This is a genomic window from Frankia sp. CcI156 (assembly GCF_001983015.1).
GTDB lineage: Bacteria > Actinomycetota > Actinomycetes > Frankiales > Frankiaceae > Frankia > Frankia casuarinae.
Map to the genome: position 1 here is coordinate 32,478 of NZ_MOMD01000009.1, position 18,678 is coordinate 51,155.

Consider the following 18,678-nt stretch of genomic DNA (forward strand, 5'->3'; position numbering starts at 1 on the left):
TGCAGGGATGAGCAGGTGACGGATGCGGGTGTAGGTGACGGATGCGGGTGAGGAGCGATGAACGGCACGACCGCCGAGCCACCGGTAGCCTCGTAGCGGCGGGCAGCGCCGCGGCGCCCGCCTAACGGAGGACCCGAGATGAGCACCTCTGCGGAGGATGTCCGAGGCAGCGCCGTCCGTGCCAAGGCGGCGGCGGCCCTGCTGGCGCCGCGCAGCCGCGCCGAGAAGGACCGCGCGCTGCTCGCCATGGCCGACGCGTTGATCGCCCGTTCCGCTGAGATTCTCGCCGCGAACGCCGAGGACCTCGCCGCCGCGCGGGCGGCGGGCACCGCCGGGGCGATGGTCGATCGGCTCACCCTCACCCCGGCCCGGCTCGCCGGCATGGCCGACGGCCTGCGTCAGGTCGCGGCGTTGGAGGACCCGGTCGGCGAGGTCGTGCGCGGCCGGGTGTTGCCGAACGGGATGGAGCTGCGCCAGATCCGGGTCCCCCTCGGTGTCGTCGGGATCATCTATGAGGCCCGGCCGAACGTCACGGTGGACGCCGCGGGCCTGTGTCTCAAGAGCGGCAACGCCGCGTTGCTGCGCGGGAGCGCCTCCGCGGTACGTTCCAACACCGCGCTGGTGGCGGTGCTGCGCGGCGCCGCCGTCGCGAGCGGCCTGCCGGCGGACGCGGTGCAGCTCGTCCCCGGGATGGACCACGATGCGGTCAAGCACCTGATGCGGCTGCGCGGGCTCGTCGACGTGCTCATCCCGCGGGGTGGCGCRGGTCTGATCCGGGCGGTCGTCGAGGAGTCGACGGTGCCCGTCATCGAGACCGGGGTCGGCAACTGCCACGTGTATGTGGACGCCGAGGCCGACCTCGACCAGGCGCTCGCGATCACCGTCAACGCGAAGACCCAGCGGGTCTCGGTGTGCAACTCGGCGGAGACCCTGCTCGTGCACGCCGGCGTGGCCGGGGAGTTCCTGCCCCGGGTGCTGGCCGCTCTGCACGATGCCGGGGTCACCGTGCACGGCGACGAGACGGTGTGCGCCGTCGATCCTCGGGTGCTGCCCGCCACCGACGACGACTGGGCGRCCGAGTACCTGTCGTTGGATATGGCCGTCGCCGTCGTCGACTCCCTCGACGACGCGGTCGCGCACATCCGGCGCTGGGGCAGCGGGCACACCGAGGCGATCGTCACGCGGTCCCTGCCGGCGTCGCGGCGGTTCATCACGACCTGCGACAGCGCGGCCGTCATGGTGAACGCCTCGACCCGTTTCACCGACGGGGAGCGGTTCGGGATGGGCGCCGAGATCGGCATCTCGACCCAGAAGCTGCACGCCCGCGGCCCGATGGGGCTGCCCGAGCTGACCTCGACGACGTGGGTCGGCGTCGGCGACGGGCATCTGGTCACCTGAGGCCCGGGTCACCTGAGGCCCGGGTCACCGGGCCCGCCGGATCGGGCCGTCCGGGACGCAACGGAACCGGGAAGGGAATAGGTATGGGCTCGTTGGACGGGGTGACGGTGCACGGGGTGTCCGCGGTGCGGACCGTGCCGGGGCTCACCGCGGAGCAGGTCGACGCGGTGCTCTCCGACAACGCGCTGGCCTTCGTCGCCGGGTTGCACCGCACGTTCGCCGGCCGGCGTGCCGAACTGCTCGCCGCCCGGGCCGCCCGCCGCGCCGCGATCGCAGCCGGGGCCACCCTGGATTTCCTGCCGCAGACCGCCGACATCCGGGCCGGGAACTGGCGGGTCGCGTCGCCGGCGCCGGGGCTGGTCGACCGTCGGGCCGAGATCACCGGCCCGACCGACGCCAAGATGCTCATCAACGCGCTCAACAGCGGTGCCCGGGTCTTCATGGCGGACCTCGAGGACGCCAACGTGCCGACCTGGTCGAACATGGTCGTCGGACAGCACAACCTGAGTGAGGCCGTCGCCGGCACGCTCGCCTTCACCTCGCCCGACGGCCGTCGTTACGAGCTCGACGAGTCCACGGCGACGCTCGTGGTGCGCCCGCGCGGCTGGCACCTGCCGGAGCGGCACGTCACCGTCGACGGGGAGCCGATCGTCGCCGCGCTCTTCKACGCCGGAATGTACCTGGTCCGCAACGCGCACGCCCTGCGGGCTACGGGCGTGGCGCCGTACTTCTACCTGCCGAAGCTGGAGAGTCATCTCGAGGCCCGGCTGTGGAACGACGTGTTCACCGCGGCGCAGGCCGAGCTCGGCCTGCCCGTCGGCACCATCCGGGCGACCGTTCTCATCGAGACGCTGCCCGCCGCCTTCGAGATGGAGGAGATCCTCTACGAGCTGCGGGAGCATTCCGCCGGACTCAACGCTGGCCGCTGGGACTACATGTTCTCCACCATCAAGACGTTCGCGTCCCGGCCGACTGAGTTCCTGCTGCCCGACCGCAACGGCGTGACGATGACGGTGCCGTTTCTGCGCGCCTACACCGAGCTGCTGGTCTCCACCTGTCATCGCCGCGGCGCGCACGCGATCGGCGGGATGGCGGCGTTCATCCCGTCGCGGCGCGACCCCGAGATCAACGCCGCGGCCCTGGCGAAGGTGCGCGCCGACAAGGAGCGGGAGTCCGCGGACGGGTTCGACGGGAGCTGGGTGGCGCACCCTGACCTGGTGCCGGTGTGCACCGAGGTCTTCGATGCGGTGCTCGGCGACGAGCCGAACCAGCTCACCCGGTTGCGTGACGACGTCAAGGTCGGCGCCGGCGACCTGCTGGCGGTGCGCGACACTCCGGGTTCCGTCACCGCGGCCGGGGTCCGCGGGAACATCAGCGTCGGGGTGCGCTACCTGGAGAGCTGGCTGCGCGGGATCGGGGCGGTCGGCATCGACAACCTGATGGAGGACGCCGCCACCGCTGAGATCTCCCGTAGTCAGATTTTCCAGTGGATAGCCGCCGGGGTCGTGCTCGACGACGGCCGTCCGGTCACGGCCGATCTGGTCCGGACCGCTCTGGCGGAGGTGCTGGACCAGATCCGGCTCTCCATCGGCGCCGCCGCCTTCGACAACGGTCGCTGGAAGGACGCGGCGGCGGTGTTCGAGGAGACGGCGCTCGGCGAGACCTTCGTCGAGTTCCTTACTCTTCCCGCCTACGAGCGGATCGACTGAACCGGCGAACACCTGGGCGAACACCTCGGGAGAATCCTCGGGTGAACCGGCGGCGAACAGGTCGATGAGCAGCCCGTGGATATCCACCCGGCGGACGGTGGCGCGCAAGGCGTAGTCACTCGTCTGCGGCGCCAGCCTGGCAGTATGGACGTGGCGATGCCTGACACGGGGACGGACGGAAGGTGGCCATGTCGCTGCAGGAACACGCTTTCGCCGACGTCGCTGATGTGCGGGAACGGCTTCGCGTGACCGGATACCTCGCGGACGAGGCGATTGCCACCACGGTCTTCCTCGCGGATCGGCTGCGTAAACCGCTGCTTGTGGAGGGGCCCGCGGGTGTCGGTAAAACCGAGCTCGCGAAGGCGCTGGCGACCGCGGTTGGCGCCGAGCTCATTCGGCTGCAGTGCTACGAAGGGCTTGATGAAGCTCGCGCACTGTACGAATGGAACTACAAGAAGCAACTGCTGCGCATTCAGGCCGGATCGGGAGACGGCGGCGCCGAGGGTTGGCAGCAGGCCCACGACGACATCTTCAGCGAGGAGTTCCTGCTCTCCCGGCCGCTGCTGACGRCGATCCGCCGCCAGCAGCCGACGGTGCTGCTCGTCGACGAGACCGACAAGGCCGACGTCGAGGTGGAAGGCCTGCTGCTGGAGGTGCTGTCCGACTTCCAGGTGACGATTCCGGAGCTCGGTACCATCAGCGCCACCCGCCGTCCCTTCGTCATCCTGACCTCCAACGCGACGCGGGAGCTGTCCGAGGCGCTCAAGCGGCGCTGCCTCTACCTCAACCTGGACTATCCCTCGGCCGAGCGGGAGAAGGAGATCGTGCTCTCCCGGGTGCCCGATCTCCCGGAGAGGCACGCCGAATCGTTGGTCCGGATCGTCCGCGCGTTGCGGGCGATGGAACTGAAGAAGGCGCCCTCCATCGCCGAGACCATCGACTGGGGTCAGACCGTGCTCGCGCTCGGATTCGACACGTTCGACGAGGCCGCCGTCGCCTCGACCCTCGGCGTCGTCCTCAAGCACGCCAGCGACCAGGCCCGAGCCATCAGTCACCTCAAGCTCGGCGCGAACTGAACAGCCCGAGCCGAACCCATCGAACTGATCGAATTCATCGAACCGATTGCCAGCTGACGGCCGTCGCCACGGCCGCACGTCCACGAGGGGGCGCCGGCATGAATCTGCTGGACCGCACCGTCGATTTCACCGCGGCGTTGCGCCGGGCCGGTGTCCCGGTGAGCAGCGCTGAGACCGTGGATGCCGCCAGGGCCGTCGGCGCGCTGGGCTGGGCCGAGCGGGACGCCGTCCGGGCGGCATTCGCGGCGACCCTGTGCAAGCGGCCACTGTACCGGCCGGCTTTCGACACTCTGTTCGACCTGTACTTCCCGCCCCGGATCGGGGACGGGGTGTCGCTGGACGACCTGGACGACCTGGACGACCTGGACGGCGACCCGGCCGGGGCGGCGAACGGCGCGGCGGCGAACGCCGGCGTCGACCCCGGCGAGCTGTCGCCCGAGCAGCTGGAGGAGCTGCGTCAGGCGCTGCGCGACCAGTTGCTMGACGCGCTGCGCGACGGCAACGACGAGGCGCTGCGCGCGCTCGCCCGGCAGGCGGTGAGCGCGTTCGGGTCGGCGCGCGGCAGCTCCGCCCGCTCGTGGTTCATCTACCGGGTGCTGCGGATGATGTCGGCGGAGACCCTCATCGTCGATCTGCTCGCGGCGATGCTGGCAGATTCCGAACGTGGCGGACTCGCCGAACGGGCCGCCCGGCAGACCATMACCGACCGGATCCGCGAGTTCGAGGAGATGGTGTCCACCGAGGTGCGGCGGCGGATGGCCGAGGAACGCGGCCTCGATGCGGTCGAGCGCACCGCGGTGAAGCCGCTCAGCGACCAGGTCGAGTTCCTGCGAGCCTCCCAGCGGGACCTGGTGGAGCTGCGCAGGCAGGTCTACCCGCTCGCCCGGCGGCTGGCGACCCGGCTGACCGCGCGGCGCCGGTTCGGCCGCATCGGCCGGCTGGACTTCCGGCGCACGGTGCGGGCATCGCTGGCCACCGGCGGCGTACCGGTGGAGACCAGGCACCGCCCGCACAAGCCGCACAAACCCGAGCTGGTCGTGCTGTGCGACGTCTCCGGCTCGGTGGCCTCGTTCGCGCATTTCACCCTGATGCTGACCCATGCGCTGCGCGAGCAGTTCGCCAAGGTCCGGGCGTTCGCCTTTATCGACACGACCGACGAGGTCACCAGGTACCTGCGTGGCCTCGACCTCGGCGACATGATGGCCCGCATCTCCGGAGAGGCGGACCTCGTCTGGTTCGACGGGCACAGCGACTACGGGCATGCCATCGAGGTCTTCGCCGAGAAGTACCCCGAGGCGGTCGGTCCCAAGACGTCGTTGCTGATCCTCGGCGACGCCCGGAACAACTACCGACCGACCTCGGCGACCATCTTCAGGCGACTGTGCTCGCGGGCCCGGCACTCCTACTGGCTCAACCCGGAGCCGCGCAGCTACTGGGGCTCGGGCGACTCGGCGACAAACGTGTACGCCGAGCTCGTTGACGAGATGGTGGAGTGCCGCAACATCGAGCAGCTCCAGGCGTTCATCGGGCRGCTTCTTCCGTCCTGACGGGTCCGGCAGGATCAGCCGCGGGCGAGGGCGGCGTCAACGATCGACTGTGCCTCCGTGATGACCTCGTCGAGATGTCCGGGGCCCCGGAAGCTCTCCGCGTAGACCTTGTAGACGTCCTCGGTGCCGGAGGGCCGGGCGGCGAACCAGGCGTCGTCAGTGACGACCTTCACCCCGCCGATCGCCGCGCCGTTGCCCGGCGCGTGCGACAGCGCGGCGGTCACCGGCGAACCGGCGAGCGTCGTCGCGCTGAGGCTCTCCGGGGTGAGCGCGGCCAGGATCTTCTTCTGCGCTGGGGTGGCCGGCGCGTCGACCCGCCGGTAGGCCGGGGCACCGTGGACATTGGTGAGCTCCCGGTACAACTGCCCGGGGTCCCGGCCGGTGACCGCCGTCATCTCGGCGGCGAGCAGGCAGGCGATGATCCCGTCCTTGTCGGTCGTCCACACCGCGCCGTCGCGGCKCAGGAACGACGCGCCCGCGCTCTCCTCGCCGCCGAAGCCCAGGTTCCCGTCGGTCAGGCCGGCCACGAACCACTTGAAGCCCACCGGCACCTCGACCACGTCGCGGCCGAGGCCCACTCCGACCCTGTTGATCATGCTGGAGCTGACCAGCGTCTTGCCGATCGCCGTCCCGGTCGGCCAGCCCGGGCGGTGGCCGAACAGGTAGGCGATGGCCGCGGAGAGGTAGTGGTTCGGGTTTAACAGCCCGGCCGTGCCGGTGACGATGCCGTGCCGGTCGGCGTCGGCGTCGTTGGCGAGGGCGACGTCGAACGAGCCGGCCAGCCGCACCAGGGAGGCCATCGCGTACGGCGACGACGGATCCATCCGGATCCTGCCGTCCCAGTCGGTCGTCATGAAGGCGAAGGTCGGGTCGATCGTGGTGTTCACCACGTCGAGGTCCAGCTTGTACCGCTCGGCGACGGCCTGCCAGTACACGAGGCTCGCCCCACCGAGCGGGTCGACGCCGATGCGCACCCCGGCGCCGCGGATCGCGTCGAGATCGATGACGTCGCCGAGGTCCGCGACATAGGCGCCGACGTAGTCGTGGACCACGGCGGCGGCGCGCGCCTGCGGGTACGGCACCCGGGCCACGCCCGCGAGGCCACCGTCGAGCAGGGCGTTCGCGCGATCCTGGATGACCTTGGTGACGCCGGTGTCCGCCGGACCGCCGTGCGTCGGGTTGTACTTGAACCCGCCGTCGGCGGGCGGATTGTGCGACGGCGTGACGACGATGCCGTCGGCGAGGCCGCGCGCCGGGCCGGTCGCGCCGGTGGCGCCGGTGGTGTCCGTCCTGCCCGTCCTGTTGCTTGGCGTGCGCTCGCGGTTGTGGCGCAGGATCGCGTGCGAGATCACCGGGGTCGGGGTGGCCTCGCCGTCCGGGGCGATGCATACCGTGACGCCGTTCGCGGCGAGGACCTCCAGGGCGCTCGCGAGCGCGGGCGCCGACAGTGCGTGCGTGTCGATCCCGACGAACAGCGGTCCGTCGACGCCTGCCTCCTTCCGGTAGTCGCAGATCGCCTGGGTGGTGGCCAGGATGTGGTCGGCGTTGAAGGAGCCGCGCAGCGCCGAGCCACGATGACCGGACGTGCCGAACGACACCCGCTGGGTCGGATCGGCGGGATCGGGATGGATCTCGTGGTAGGCGGCGAGCAGGCCGTCAACGTCAACGAGATCCTCGGGGGCGGCGGGTTGCCCCGCACGCGGACTGGTCGGCATGGGCGGGGCCTCCTCGCGGGGGGGACGGGGCCGGCCTGCGGCCTGTGGTCAGCCTAGCCGGGTGGGCCGTTCCGGGACTGGCCCGCTTGCGGCGGGCACGGCGGTGGGCGTGAGACCGATGAGCGTGAGGCGCCGGTGGGTGTGAGGCGCCGGTGGGTGTGAGGCGTCGGTGGGTGTGAGGCTTTGTGGCACATCTCCCGCCGGGCTGCGCCAGACGGGCACGTGCGGTGATGCGGGGTTAGTGTCCGGTCGTGCGCCTCGGTGTCATGGGTGGGACCTTCGACCCCGTCCACAACGGGCACCTCGTCGCAGCCAGTGAGGTGGCCGCCCTGTTCGATCTGGACGAGGTGGTCTTCGTGCCGAGCGGGCAACCCTGGCAGAAGATCCATCGCAAAGTCTCCGCCGCCGAGGACCGCTATCTGATGACCTTCCTCGCGACGGCGGGGAACCCGCAGTTCACGGTCAGCCGGATCGAGATCGACCGGGGTGGCGCCACCTACACCATCGACACCCTGCGAGACCTGCGTGCGGCGCGACCGGACGACGAGCTGTTCTTCATCACGGGGGCGGACGCGCTCGCGCAGATCTTCACCTGGCGTGACCACCGCGAGCTGTTCGAACTGGCCCACTTCGTCGGCGTGAACCGKCCCGGTTACCACCTCGCGCTGGACGCCGGCCTCCCGACCGGCGCCGTCAGCCTGCTGGAGGTCCCGGCGCTGGCGATCTCCTCGTCCGACATCCGGGAACGGGTTGGCCGCCGGGCGCCGATCTGGTACCTCACCCCAGACGGGGTCGTGCGCTACATCGCCAAGCGGCGTCTCTACCAGGGTGCTTCCTGACCCGCCGAGCCGTCCGGACGGGCCACCGGGCCAGGCGATATCTCGATTTTTCGGCCCGTCATGGACGCGAGGAGTGCCCTGCCCGCGCGTCGATGTGTCACGCTGGATGCAGCCGTCCGGCCCCGGATGGTGCGCGAGGCAGCCGAAGACGGATGCCTCCCGCCCGTCACCACCCTGGAGAACCCGAGCGTGACCGCTTCCCCGCGAGYCGTCGAACTCGCCCTCGCCGCCGCGCAGGCAGCCGCCGACAAGCTCGGCCATGACCTGCTCATCCTCGACGTGAGCGATCGGCTGGCCATCACCGACTGCTTCGTGCTCGCATCCGCGGGCAACGAGCGGCAGGTCAAGGGTATCGTCGACGAGATCGAGGAGCACCTGCGCCGGCTGGGAGCCAAGCCCGTCCGGCGGGAGGGAGAGCGGGAGGGCCGCTGGGTCCTGCTCGACTTCGTCGACGTGGTGGTGCACGTGCAGCGGGACGAGGAGCGGGTCTACTATGCCCTCGAACGGCTCTGGAAGGACTGCCCGGTGATCCCGTTCGTCGACGCGGCGGTCGGGGTCGCGGTCGGGGCCGGTGTCTCCTCGGGGTCCACCGCGGCGAGCGGCGGCTCGGGCTCGGGGGTGGCCGGGCCCGGTACGGCGACCCCACGGTGAGGCTGCTGCTCTGGCGGCACGGCAGGACCACCTGGAACGACGTCGGCCGCTTCCAGGGGCACGCGGATCCGCCCCTCGACGCCACCGGGCGTGCCCAGGTCGCCGCGGTGGCCCCGGTCATCCAGGCGATGCGCCCGGAACTCGTCGTGTCGTCCGACCTGCAACGTTGCCGGGACACCGCGGCGGCGCTCGGCGTGCCCTTCCGCTCCGACGCGCGGCTGCGCGAGATCGATCTCGGCGCGTGGTCCGGGCTGACCGCTGCCGAGGCGGCCCAACGCTTCCCCGCGGAGGATCGGGCCTGGCGGCGCGGGGATGACGTGCCCCGTGGCGGTGGCGAAACCTACCGGCAGGTGGCGGAGCGGGCCGGCACGGTCTTCGACGAGGTCCGGGCCGAGGGGTTTCCGGCCGAATGGGACGGTCTCGTCGTGTTTGTCCTGCACGGCGGTACTGCCCGGTCACTGATCGGTCATGTGCTCGGCCTTCCACCGGAGTTCTGGTGGCACTTCGGACCGCTCGCCAACTGCCGGTGGTCCGTCCTGCGGCTCGTCGAGGGTGGGTTCCGCCTGGTCGAGCACAACGCGGGGCCGCTGGCTGGTAAGGTCGGGACCGCCGGATCGGGGCTAACCGAGACGCTCCTGCCGAGCCAGGGGGCGCCGACAGCAGCCGACACGGAGCCTGTACACTTGCCGAAGTAGTCCATCAGGACAGGTTTGGTGCCCGGGTGGGGTACAAGACCGGATTTGCTCGGGTCTGATATAAAATGAATAGCAGTTGGGGCTGTGGCGCAGTCTGGTAGCGCATCACACTGGCAGTGTGAGGGTCAGGGGTTCGAATCCCCTCAGCTCCACCCTAGAGTTGTTGTTAGAACCCTTGCCCCAATGCCACTGACGCTAAGTCGATCGAGCTGCGGGTTCAGCGGGTTGGCGAACCTGATCGTGGGTGGCGCATTGTGCTGGGTGCCGCGTTGGCCGGGTGATGTCGGCGGCGAGTGGCCGCAGCACACGGTGATGCTGGTCATCAGGGGGGAAAAACCGGGTCGGTGACGACCCGGTCGCGGATGATCATTACGGTGCGCGGGAACTTGATCCGGTCGGGGTCGATCCCGGCGGCGGTCGCGGCCTGGCAGGTCAGCGCACTGATCGCGTGGTGGGTGAGCAGGTAGCCCCAGATTTCCTGGTAGACGGTGTCGGGGTGCTTGGAGCGCAGGACCTTCCCTGGGCCGCGTAGGTAGGTCTTGGGCTGCTTGTTGCCGGTTTCGATGTGCCAGTGGCCGCGAGCAGCGCGGCCCCGGCCTGGGCGAAGCTGAGGCTGGTGAGGGCATAGACGCTCTCCCGGGAAGCCGGCCGTCCTTTCTCCCGGCGCCAGCGGTGCGGACGGATCGCCTGGACCGCGTGTCGAGATTCGCGCGGACCGTGTGCAGAGCATCGGCCGTGACCAGCACGTTCGTCAGGTCCAGCGGCCGCAGTAACCGACGGAACACCGCGGTCTCGTTGGTCTTGGCCTCGACCTCGACCTGGGCGAGTAGCCGTCCGTCGCCGTGGCTGGCCACGCCGACAAGGTGCACCTTGGACCCGTCAGCGCGCTTCGCGTGCCGGCTCGTCTTCCCGTCGAGGGCGACCGCCGACTCCACCGGCTGGCAGCCGTGGCCCGGATCCACCGGGGCAGCGGACGGTTCGGTTCGCTGGTCGGTATCGTCCCCCTGCTCGGCGGGCGGGTCCGGGTCCAACGGCGGATCGAGCAGAGCCACGGCGAGCTCACCGTCGTCCACGGCCTGAAGGAAGCAGTGGATCGTCGCCGTGCTCGGCAGCCGCCATCCGGCGAACGGGTCCCAGGGCAGCCGCAGCCGCGCACGTTCGGCGCCGCTGGTCCGCGCCAGCCACGCCCGGACCGCCGACACCCGGTGGTGCCCCGCAGCCGTCAGCGAGCACAGCCACACCGCGGCCAGGCACAGCCACGAATACACCCGCCCCCGCGTCGACCGTGGATCGGTCACCCGATCCAACCGCTCCCAGATTCCCTCACGCGACACCTCGCCAGCACCCGGCACACCGGCGGCATCGCGCGACAATGCGCCCACAGGCACGCCGCACTCCAGACCACGAGGACTTCAGACATCCCAGTGATCTACAAGCGGCGTGCCTGCTTCTTCGCCTACGACACGTGGCCCAGCCGTGCCCACAGCCCAGCGCAAAACCCCTCTACCGTCACCGATCACCCGAAACGGAAGGAACGCCTATTCCCGTCAAACCGCGTTCGTGCAAGAGTCCTGAACCGGACCCACGCCACCACCCGCTCACAAGGCGAACGAGGATTCGCGGTCCTCAAGAACTGGCACATATTCGACCGTTTCCGTGGCTGCCCACGCCGCGTCGGCACCTTCGCCCAGGCCGTCCTCGTCCTCGCTAGCGAGGGCCATTAGAACAACCAACTTTGAAAAGGCTCAATGACTCTGTCATGTCGGTTTCCACACGGTGGCGCCCGCAGCTGCGAGAACCCGAGCAGGCTCGGTGTCGATGCCGCGGGCGCCACCAGTGGCCAGCACTGCCTGGCCGTTCAGGCGAAATTGATCTTTGTCGCTTGTTCTTTGTTCTTTTTGGTGTTATGGCGTTATGGCCGTTGGCTCGGGGATGGAATCATCGGTGAACGTGCCACCATTTTCGACGTTGATGACGATTCCCATCGGCCTCTCCATTTACCTGCTCGGTGAACCGGATCGCAATCACCAATGTCGATTATGAATCTGATGGCAGGTGCAAGAAATTTTCATCAGTACGCGTCGGCCCGGCTATCTATGGCAATCGTATCGCGGCATGCTATCCGGAGATGACCGGCTTGCCGAGCGGCAGGCCCTTCCCGCCGGTCTCGGTGAACATGAGGTCGAGGTACAGGTAGACCGCGACCGCGATGAAGGCGAACACGACGTAGCCGCCGGCGTGGGTGAGGGCGGTGCTGGTGTTGATGGTGCCGAGTAGCAGCAGCACCAGCGCGACGTCAACGAGCCCGAGCAGCAGAGTGTAGCTGCTGGGCAGGCGCAGGGTGGCCACGGTGAACAGGACGATGGTGACCAGCCAGCTGATGAGCCACAGCTCGGTGCTCCTGGTGGCCTGATCGGCGGGGATGTTGTACCAGTTGTGGCCGAGACCGAGGACGAACGCGGCGTAGCTGCCGTAGAACCCGAAGAACACTGCGAACAGGCTGGCCGCGGCGTTCTGCCCGAGCGCCGCCGCCCAGATCGCGGAGATCAGGAGACCGACGGTGGTGGCGGTCATGATAACGGGTATGGCTGCGCCGGCCGCGGCGGGCGGAAGCCACCCGGTGTCGACCAGCCCGAGGCCGACGGCCCCGGCGATGAAGGTGGGGATACCGATCACGCCCGGGTTGCCGCGCAGCGGGCTGAGGGGCGGCGGAGTGGGTAACGCCTCGGCTTCGTTTGGTAACGGCTGTGAGTGGGTGGCGACGGTGGCGCTGTCAGTGCTGGTGGTCATCGGGATCATCCTCCTGAAGGGGCCGTTTCCGAGGCGGCCCGCCGTGTGTACTGCGGGTGCAGGGGGTGGAGGAGGGCCGGACGTGCCGTGGGGGACTACGCCGTCCCCGTCCTATGTCGGTGAGGYAGTGTCCGGCCTTCCCAGTTTTGCTGGGGTTGCTTGCCGTCGTGTCACGCAGCGGGCTACGCGAAACGAACGCGGGGTTTAATAATGCCTTCCTCCTTGGTTTCCTTCAACCTGAAGGCGCATTCGACTTCGTCAAACCCGAAATCTTGATCGTCATCGCCAGTGTGATGTCCATAAACGTTTGCTGGGTCGGGAGGCGCCGGGTGGGGCTGGCGCTGCCCGGGGGCGGGATGTGCACTGTCGGTACCGACGTGTGTGACCGGTGCCGGGAGGTGGGCGTATGGCACAGCGTGTGCGGGCGCGGCGGCTGACCGGGGAGGAAAGCCGCCAGGTGCAGGCGATCGTGCGGCGGGGGACGCACTCCTCGGTCCGGGCCCGTCGGGCGACGATCATCATGGCATCKGCCGGCGGGACGACGGTGCCGGCGATCGCCCGGCTGGTTGCCGCTGACGAGGGCACGGTCCGGGATGTGATCCACCGGTTCAACGAGATCGGTCTGGCCTGCCTGGACCCTCGGTGGGCCGGAGGCCGTCCCCGCCGGATCAGCTGTGAAGACGAGGCGTTCATCATCGCGGTGGCCCGGACCCGTCCCACGAAACTGGGGCGGCCGTTCACGCACTGGAGCCTGCGTAAACTCGCCGACTACCTGGGCGACAACCCCGACCGGGTCGTCACCGTCGGCCGGGAACGGCTGCGTCAGCTCTTGGGCCACCACCGGATCTCCTTCCAACGGACGAGAACCTGGAAGGAGTTCACCGATCCGGACAAGGAGGGAAACTCGACCGGATCGAGTACCTGACCGCCACCTGCCYGAACCGCTGCTTCGCCTTCGACCAGTTCGGCCCGGTGCGCACCGTCGTCATCGCCAGCTCCGACCACCCCAACCACACCGTGCTCGCCCGCGAACCGCAGGCCTACCCGCGCGGGCGCAACGCCGACGGCCCGCTACCCCGCCCGTCTTGGCCGCGCAACGCCGCGAACGCGCCCGCGTCCGCTCTGAACGCCAGCAACGCTGGGGACGCCCCGCACCCAAGCCGCCTAACCCAACCCAGCGAACATTTATGGACACCGCGCTAACGGTCGGCGTGTGCTTGGTGCTCGTGGCGCCCCGGCCACAGTGGTCGGCGGGACATCTCTGAACGTATGGAGGAGATCCTTGCCAGCGAGGCGGCATCCATCAGAAACTCCCGAGGGGACTGACGCCTTCAGACGTCAGGGGAACTGGAGGACGCGCTGCGTACCCATTTCGCGCTCTGATGTCGTGACGCCGCCAAGGTGTGTCCGACAGGACGCGGCGGCACCCCGGACACCCCGGTCGACACCCCGACCACCGCGGCGAGCTCGTCGGCGGTCTCCGCACCATCGGCGATCACCTGGCTGCCGACGCCGTCGGCGAAGCGGACGAGGGCGTCGACTCGTTAGGCATGGTACCCTCTCGGACCCGTATGTCCGTCTACAGAGAGTAGAAACGATATTTCTCGGAGTTGTCTCGGTGATGTCGATGGCCGCTCCGCGGGCGGGTGGCGGGCCGCCGGGCTGATCCGGGTCGGCTGGAGCGCATCCGGTCCGGATCAGCCCGGATGCGTGCCGACGGTGTCGCGGAGCTCGGCACCGAGGCGGCCGTCCGAAACCCGGGCACAGTGGGCGCAGCAGAAGAACCGCCCGGATACCTCGACGCCGTGCCCGATAATGCGGCAGTCGCAATGTTCGCAGCGGGGGGCAAGTTTTGCCACAGCGCATTCAAAGCAGTCAAAGGTGTATTTCTCGCCACTTATAACCTGCACCTCGAACGACATCCAGTAGTCGTTACCGCAGGTGTCGCACCTGGCCATCGTCCCGCCCCCTCTCGCCGGTCCCGACGTTAGACCGGGTGGATGCTGATCGCATCTTCMGCCCTCGGTATGTTCATCATGTCGATCGATGGGAACGGCGGGCCGATCACCCGGTAGCTGCCCAGGTCGTCAGGACCGGTGGCGCCCGTCGCGGATGGTCGGGCGGTCTGCCGGCCGGCCGCGGCTGGCCTGCCTCATCGAAAACTGCGACCGGAGCGAGGCGAYAGGAGCGGGATGGATCTTCAGCTGGCGGGCAAGGTGGTGCTGGTGACCGGCGGCTCGAACGGGCTGGGAGCCGCCCTGGTGCGGACGCTGGCCGCCGAGGGGGCGCGGGTGGCCTTCTGCGGGCGCGACGAGACGCGGCTGCGGGAGGTCGCCGGGCAGGCGCAGGCCGGCGGTGGCGAGGTTCTCGCCGTACCTGCCGATGTGACCAGCATCACTGACCTCGAACGTTTCGTCGCCACCGCCGTCGACCGCTGGAACGCCGTCGACGCCCTGGTGAACAACGCCGGCGCCAGCGCGGGCGGTACGTTCGAGAACCAGACCGACGAGGTCTGGAACGCCGATCTGGAGCTGAAGCTGCACGCGGCGATCCGGGCCTCCCGGCTGGTGTTGCCGTACCTGCGGCGCGCGGGCGGTGGCGGCATCGTGAACTCACTGTCCGTGGCGGCCAGAGCCCCCAGCGCCGGTTCCACCCCGACCTCCGTCACCCGGGCCGCGGGCCTCGCGCTCACCAAGGCCCTGTCCAAGGAGCTCGGCCCGGACCGGATCCGGGTCAACGCGGTGCTGATCGGCCTGGTGGAGAGCGGGCAGTGGGATCGGGCGGCGGCCCGAGAGAACATCACGGTCGACGAGCTGTACGAACGGATGGGGCGGACCTCCGGAATCCCGCTCGGTCGGGTGGGCCGGGCCCAGGAGTTCGCCGATCTGGTCGCGTTCCTGCTCTCCGCGCGGGCCGCCTACATCACGGGTGCGACGATCAACCTCGATGGCGGCCTCAGCCCGGTAGCCTGACGGCAGACGGCCGGCCGATCAACCGGCGCGCGGGGTTTCGACCGGGTCCACCGCCGGGTCCGCCGCCGGTGTGGTTGYCGGTGTGGTTGCCGTCCCGACATCGGGAATCGACGGTGTCGCGCAGGCGTCGCGGCGATGTATTCCTTCGGCCTGGTCTGGTCCGTACCGTGGGTGCGGTGTCCCGGAAACCGCCGCCAGCACGTTGGCATCTCGCCGTGCCGGGTGTCGTCGCGCTGACACTGGTCATTGTCGTCCAGCTGGTGCACGGTTTCGCGGGCTCGTCCGGCGTCTCCGGCAGCGTCTCTGACAAGGCAGTGCCGCGACGTTTCGCTGCCGGCTCGGGAATATCGACCGCGGGCTCCTCCTGCGTCTCACCGCGGCCGGCGGTCCCGCTGCTCTCGGGGGCACATTCCCTGGTTCTGGGTGGAGTCCGTCGCTACTACCGGTTGACACTGCCGGTGGGTCACGACGGGCGTCACGCCTATCCGTTGATCTTCGACTTCCACGGTTTCAAGGCCGATAAGGAGTTGGAAGAGCAGCGTTCCCGCATGGGCGCCCTGGGCGGCGACCGCGGTTTCATCGTGGTGACCCCGGACGCGTTGGGGACACCACGACGCTGGAACACCCTCGGGGAGCCGGGTAAGGCGGATGACTTTGGTTTCGTGAATGCTCTGCTGGATGATCTGGATGCGCGGTTCTGCCTGGACGACCGTGCTGTCTACGCCGCCGGGCATTCCAACGGTGCCGAGTTCGCCGCCGCGCTGGTGTGCAGATCCGGTCGATTCGCGGCCGTGGCGATGGTCTCCTCGACGTTCGAGGTCCGCTGCCCGCCCGGACGTACCCCGGCGACCATGGCCGTGCACGGCACCGCCGATCCGTCCGTGCCCTATGCGGGTGGCGCGGTGGCGGGCGGACCCGCGCACATCTCGCCGGCTCCGGCGGTGATCCGCGCATACGCCGACCGTTACGGCTGCAATCCGACGCCGGTGCTGACCGAGCCCAGAGGCGAAGTGATCATCCTGCGGTACGTCGACTGCCTCGGGGGTGCCGAGGTTCGGCTCGACACGGTGACCGGGGGCACGCATCTGTGGCCGGCCAGCCCGGAGGCCCGCCGGGACCGGTCCGACTCGGCCGCCGGCCGGTCCTTCGACGCCACCGGCGCGATCCTGGACTTCTTCACCGTGCACCACATGGATCATTCACCCGTCATGCCGCCGCGGGTAGCCCTGGTGAGCAACTCGCCCCGCCGTGGGCCGGACCTTCGTAGGCTGGCGGGGTGACCGATCGCCTGTACTTCCGTCAACTGTTGTCCGGCCGCGACTTCGCCGTCGGCGATCCGGTCGGTACCCAGATGGTCAACTTCGTCTACCTCGTGGGTGACCGCGAGACCGGCGAGGCCTTGGTCGTCGATCCCGCCTACAAGGTCGACGACCTGCTCAACCTGCTGGCCGCCGACGGTATGCGGCTCACCGGCGCGCTCGTCACCCACTACCACGCCGATCACATCGGTGGAAACGCGTTCGGCCTGGAGATCGAGGGTGTCCGCCAGTTGCTCGGCCGGCAGAACGTCCCGATTCACGTGAACCGGGCCGAGGCGGAGTGGGTACGGCGGGCGACCGAGGTCTCCGCGGCCGATCTGGTCGAGCATGACGACGACGATGTGGTGACGGTCGGGGAGATCCCCGTGCGGCTGCTGCACACCCCTGGCCACACCCCCGGCAGCCAGTGTTTCCTCGTCGACGATCGGCTCGTTGCCGGAGACACCCTGTTCCTCGAGGGCTGCGGCCGGATGGACCTGCCCGGCGGCGACGCGGGACTGATGTACGACAGCCTGCRTCGGTTGGCCGCGTTGCCGGACACCACCACCGTCTTCCCCGGCCACCAGTACTCTCCGCAGGCGTCGGAGGACCTTGCGGTGGTCAAGCGGATGAACCACGTCTTCCGGCCGACGAGCGCCCAGCAGTGGAAGGCGATGCTGGGCCTGTCCTGAATCCCGCGGTCGACCGGGTCGCCGCCGGGAAGACCCTCGTGTTTGCGGAACCGCATGGTCGACAAGGCGAGGAGCCCCGTATGACAGCCCCGGTCCGTGCCGCCGTCCTGCAGCTCGGCTGTCCCGACGAGGAGAACGCGGCGGACCGGGTGCGCAGGGTGCTGGGGGAGATCCGGCAGACCCAGGCGGACCTGGTCGTCCTCCCCGAACTATGGGTCACCGGCTATTTTCACTTCGATCGGTACGAGGCGGAGGCGGAGGCGTTGACCGGGCCGACGGTCACCGCCCTGCGGGAGGCCGCCCGGGAACGCGGATGCCACCTGGTGGCCGGCAGCATCGTGGAACGGTCCGCCGACGGACGGCTTTTCAACACGACCGTGTTGATCGGTCCGGACGGGATGATCCGGCATGCGTACCGCAAGGTGCACCTGTTCGGCTACGGCTCCGCGGAGGCCCGGTTGCTGACGCCGGGTGCCACGGTCGGAACCGTCCCCACCGAACTCGGCATCGTCGGGCTGGCGACCTGTTACGACCTCCGGTTTCCCGAGCTGTTCYGGCTGCTGGCCGAGGGCGGTGCCGAGATCGTGGTGGTGGTATCGGCCTGGCCGTTGGCCAGGCTGGACCACTGGCGCGTGCTCACCCGGACCCGGGCCATCGAGAACCAGGTGTATCTCGTCGCCTGCAACGCCGCGGGCCGCCAGGCGGGCCGGGAGATGGCCGGGGCGAGCGTCGTCGTCGATCCGTGGGGAGAGGTGCTCGCCGAGGCCGGCCCGCGGCCCACCACGGTGCGCGCGGAGCTGGACCCGTCCCGACCGGCCGCCGTTCGTGCCGAGTTCCCGGTGCTCACGCATCGCCGGCTCGGGGTCGACCACCAGAACCGGCTTGACCCCGCGCATCTGCTCGACCTGGCCGGGCGTGRCAAGGCCTTTCTTGACTTCTGGCGAGAGCGGCACCTGTGCAGCCTGACCACCGTCCGGCCGGATGGCAGCCCGCACGTGGTCGCCGTCGGCGCGACACTTGATCCGGCGGCGGGCATCGCCCGGGTGATCACATCGGCCCGGTCCCGCAAGGCCCGTCTGATCGCGGCGGGACCGGCCCACGGCACCCCCGTCGGGCTCTGCCAGATCGACGGCCGACGCTGGTCGACGCTGGAGGGACTGGCCGTGCTCCGGGATGATCCGGCGAGTGTGGCCGACGCCGAGTTCCGCTATGCGCAGCGTTACCGCGCGCCGCGGGCCAATCCCCGGCGTGTCGTCGTGGAGGTGCGGATCACCCGCGTGCTCGGCAGCGTCTGAC

The 18,678-nt window shown here is 69.6% G+C and carries 16 protein-coding genes, 1 tRNA gene and 2 pseudogenes; 13 read left to right on the forward strand and 6 right to left on the reverse strand.

The window, feature by feature from the left end; translation table 11 throughout:
* Positions 1 to 138: 138 nt before the first annotated feature.
* From CcI156_RS04030 to CcI156_RS04045, 4 genes are all read left to right on the forward strand, one after another.
* Positions 139 to 1,398, forward strand: coding sequence for a glutamate-5-semialdehyde dehydrogenase (locus CcI156_RS04030; RefSeq protein ID WP_076804336.1), 1,260 nt, complete (start codon positions 139 to 141; stop codon positions 1,396 to 1,398).
* 83 nt (positions 1,399 to 1,481) lie between these two features.
* A complete protein-coding gene (aceB, locus tag CcI156_RS04035) occupies positions 1,482 to 3,107 on the forward strand; it encodes a malate synthase A (RefSeq protein WP_076804337.1) in 1,626 nt (541 codons plus the stop codon).
* Positions 3,108 to 3,295: 188 nt separating this feature from the next.
* The gene (locus CcI156_RS04040) at positions 3,296 to 4,183 is read left to right on the forward strand and encodes a MoxR family ATPase (RefSeq protein WP_076804338.1); all 888 of its coding nucleotides are present in this window, start codon (positions 3,296 to 3,298) and stop codon (positions 4,181 to 4,183) included.
* A gap of 98 nt (positions 4,184 to 4,281) precedes the next feature.
* Entirely contained in the window at positions 4,282 to 5,730 is a 1,449-nt protein-coding gene (locus tag CcI156_RS04045) for a VWA domain-containing protein (RefSeq protein WP_076804339.1), read from the forward strand.
* 14 nt (positions 5,731 to 5,744) lie between these two features.
* Here CcI156_RS04045 and pgm read toward each other — a convergent pair whose 3' ends face one another.
* Positions 5,745 to 7,445, reverse strand: coding sequence for a phosphoglucomutase (alpha-D-glucose-1,6-bisphosphate-dependent) (gene pgm / locus CcI156_RS04050; RefSeq protein ID WP_076804340.1), 1,701 nt, complete (start codon positions 7,443 to 7,445; stop codon positions 5,745 to 5,747).
* A gap of 251 nt (positions 7,446 to 7,696) precedes the next feature.
* Between pgm and nadD the strand changes: the two genes are divergently transcribed.
* The 4 genes from nadD to CcI156_RS04070 all read left to right on the forward strand — a co-directional run bounded on the left by nadD (position 7,697) and on the right by CcI156_RS04070 (position 9,782).
* Positions 7,697 to 8,284 carry a nicotinate-nucleotide adenylyltransferase gene (gene nadD, locus CcI156_RS04055; protein ID WP_011435676.1) on the forward strand — a complete coding sequence of 196 codons (588 nt, stop codon included), beginning with the start codon at positions 7,697 to 7,699 and terminating at the stop codon, positions 8,282 to 8,284.
* Between the two features lie 189 nt (positions 8,285 to 8,473).
* Entirely contained in the window at positions 8,474 to 8,935 is a 462-nt protein-coding gene (rsfS, locus tag CcI156_RS04060) for a ribosome silencing factor (protein WP_076804365.1), read from the forward strand.
* Positions 8,932 to 9,630 (forward strand): histidine phosphatase family protein, encoded by a 699-nt coding sequence (locus tag CcI156_RS04065; protein ID WP_011435678.1) that lies wholly within the window; start codon positions 8,932 to 8,934, stop codon positions 9,628 to 9,630. The genes rsfS and CcI156_RS04065 overlap by 4 nt, the downstream gene beginning before the upstream one ends.
* Positions 9,631 to 9,708: 78 nt before the next feature.
* Positions 9,709 to 9,782: transfer RNA gene (locus tag CcI156_RS04070), tRNA-Ala, on the forward strand.
* 170 nt (positions 9,783 to 9,952) lie between these two features.
* Here CcI156_RS04070 and CcI156_RS26555 read toward each other — a convergent pair.
* From CcI156_RS26555 to CcI156_RS04090, 3 genes and pseudogenes are all read right to left on the reverse strand, one after another.
* Positions 9,953 to 10,360: a hypothetical protein gene (locus CcI156_RS26555; RefSeq protein WP_254847268.1), complete on the reverse strand. Its 408-nt coding sequence runs from the start codon at positions 10,358 to 10,360 to the stop codon at positions 9,953 to 9,955.
* 370 nt (positions 10,361 to 10,730) lie between these two features.
* A pseudogene (locus CcI156_RS27565) lies at positions 10,731 to 11,018 on the reverse strand (transposase family protein); the annotation flags it as partial.
* 730 nt (positions 11,019 to 11,748) lie between these two features.
* Positions 11,749 to 12,420, reverse strand: coding sequence for a GPR1/FUN34/YaaH family transporter (locus tag CcI156_RS04090; protein WP_011435680.1), 672 nt, complete (start codon positions 12,418 to 12,420; stop codon positions 11,749 to 11,751).
* Positions 12,421 to 12,826: 406 nt separating this feature from the next.
* On the opposite strand from CcI156_RS04090, the pseudogene CcI156_RS04095 reads away from it, so the two are divergent.
* A pseudogene (locus CcI156_RS04095) lies at positions 12,827 to 13,580 on the forward strand (helix-turn-helix domain-containing protein); the annotation flags it as partial.
* A 171-nt stretch (positions 13,581 to 13,751) separates the two neighbouring features.
* Here CcI156_RS04095 and CcI156_RS25415 read toward each other — a convergent pair.
* Positions 13,752 to 13,919, reverse strand: coding sequence for a hypothetical protein (locus tag CcI156_RS25415; RefSeq protein WP_157902431.1), 168 nt, complete (start codon positions 13,917 to 13,919; stop codon positions 13,752 to 13,754).
* A 198-nt stretch (positions 13,920 to 14,117) separates the two neighbouring features.
* Positions 14,118 to 14,378, reverse strand: coding sequence for a hypothetical protein (locus CcI156_RS26565; protein ID WP_023840550.1), 261 nt, complete (start codon positions 14,376 to 14,378; stop codon positions 14,118 to 14,120).
* A 234-nt stretch (positions 14,379 to 14,612) separates the two neighbouring features.
* On the opposite strand from CcI156_RS26565, the gene CcI156_RS04110 reads away from it, so the two are divergent.
* The 4 genes from CcI156_RS04110 (at position 14,613) to CcI156_RS27570 (ending at position 18,677) form a co-directional block, all read left to right on the forward strand.
* The gene (locus tag CcI156_RS04110) at positions 14,613 to 15,392 is read left to right on the forward strand and encodes an SDR family oxidoreductase (RefSeq protein ID WP_011435683.1); all 780 of its coding nucleotides are present in this window, start codon (positions 14,613 to 14,615) and stop codon (positions 15,390 to 15,392) included.
* A 215-nt stretch (positions 15,393 to 15,607) separates the two neighbouring features.
* A complete protein-coding gene (locus tag CcI156_RS04115) occupies positions 15,608 to 16,672 on the forward strand; it encodes a PHB depolymerase family esterase (protein WP_023840551.1) in 1,065 nt (354 codons plus the stop codon).
* A complete protein-coding gene (locus CcI156_RS04120) occupies positions 16,669 to 17,382 on the forward strand; it encodes an MBL fold metallo-hydrolase (protein WP_076804341.1) in 714 nt (237 codons plus the stop codon). Before CcI156_RS04115 ends, CcI156_RS04120 begins: the two co-directional genes overlap by 4 nt.
* A gap of 80 nt (positions 17,383 to 17,462) precedes the next feature.
* Positions 17,463 to 18,677 carry a nitrilase-related carbon-nitrogen hydrolase gene (locus tag CcI156_RS27570; RefSeq protein WP_371681754.1) on the forward strand — a complete coding sequence of 405 codons (1,215 nt, stop codon included), beginning with the start codon at positions 17,463 to 17,465 and terminating at the stop codon, positions 18,675 to 18,677.
* The last annotated feature ends 1 nt before the right edge of the window (position 18,678 follow it).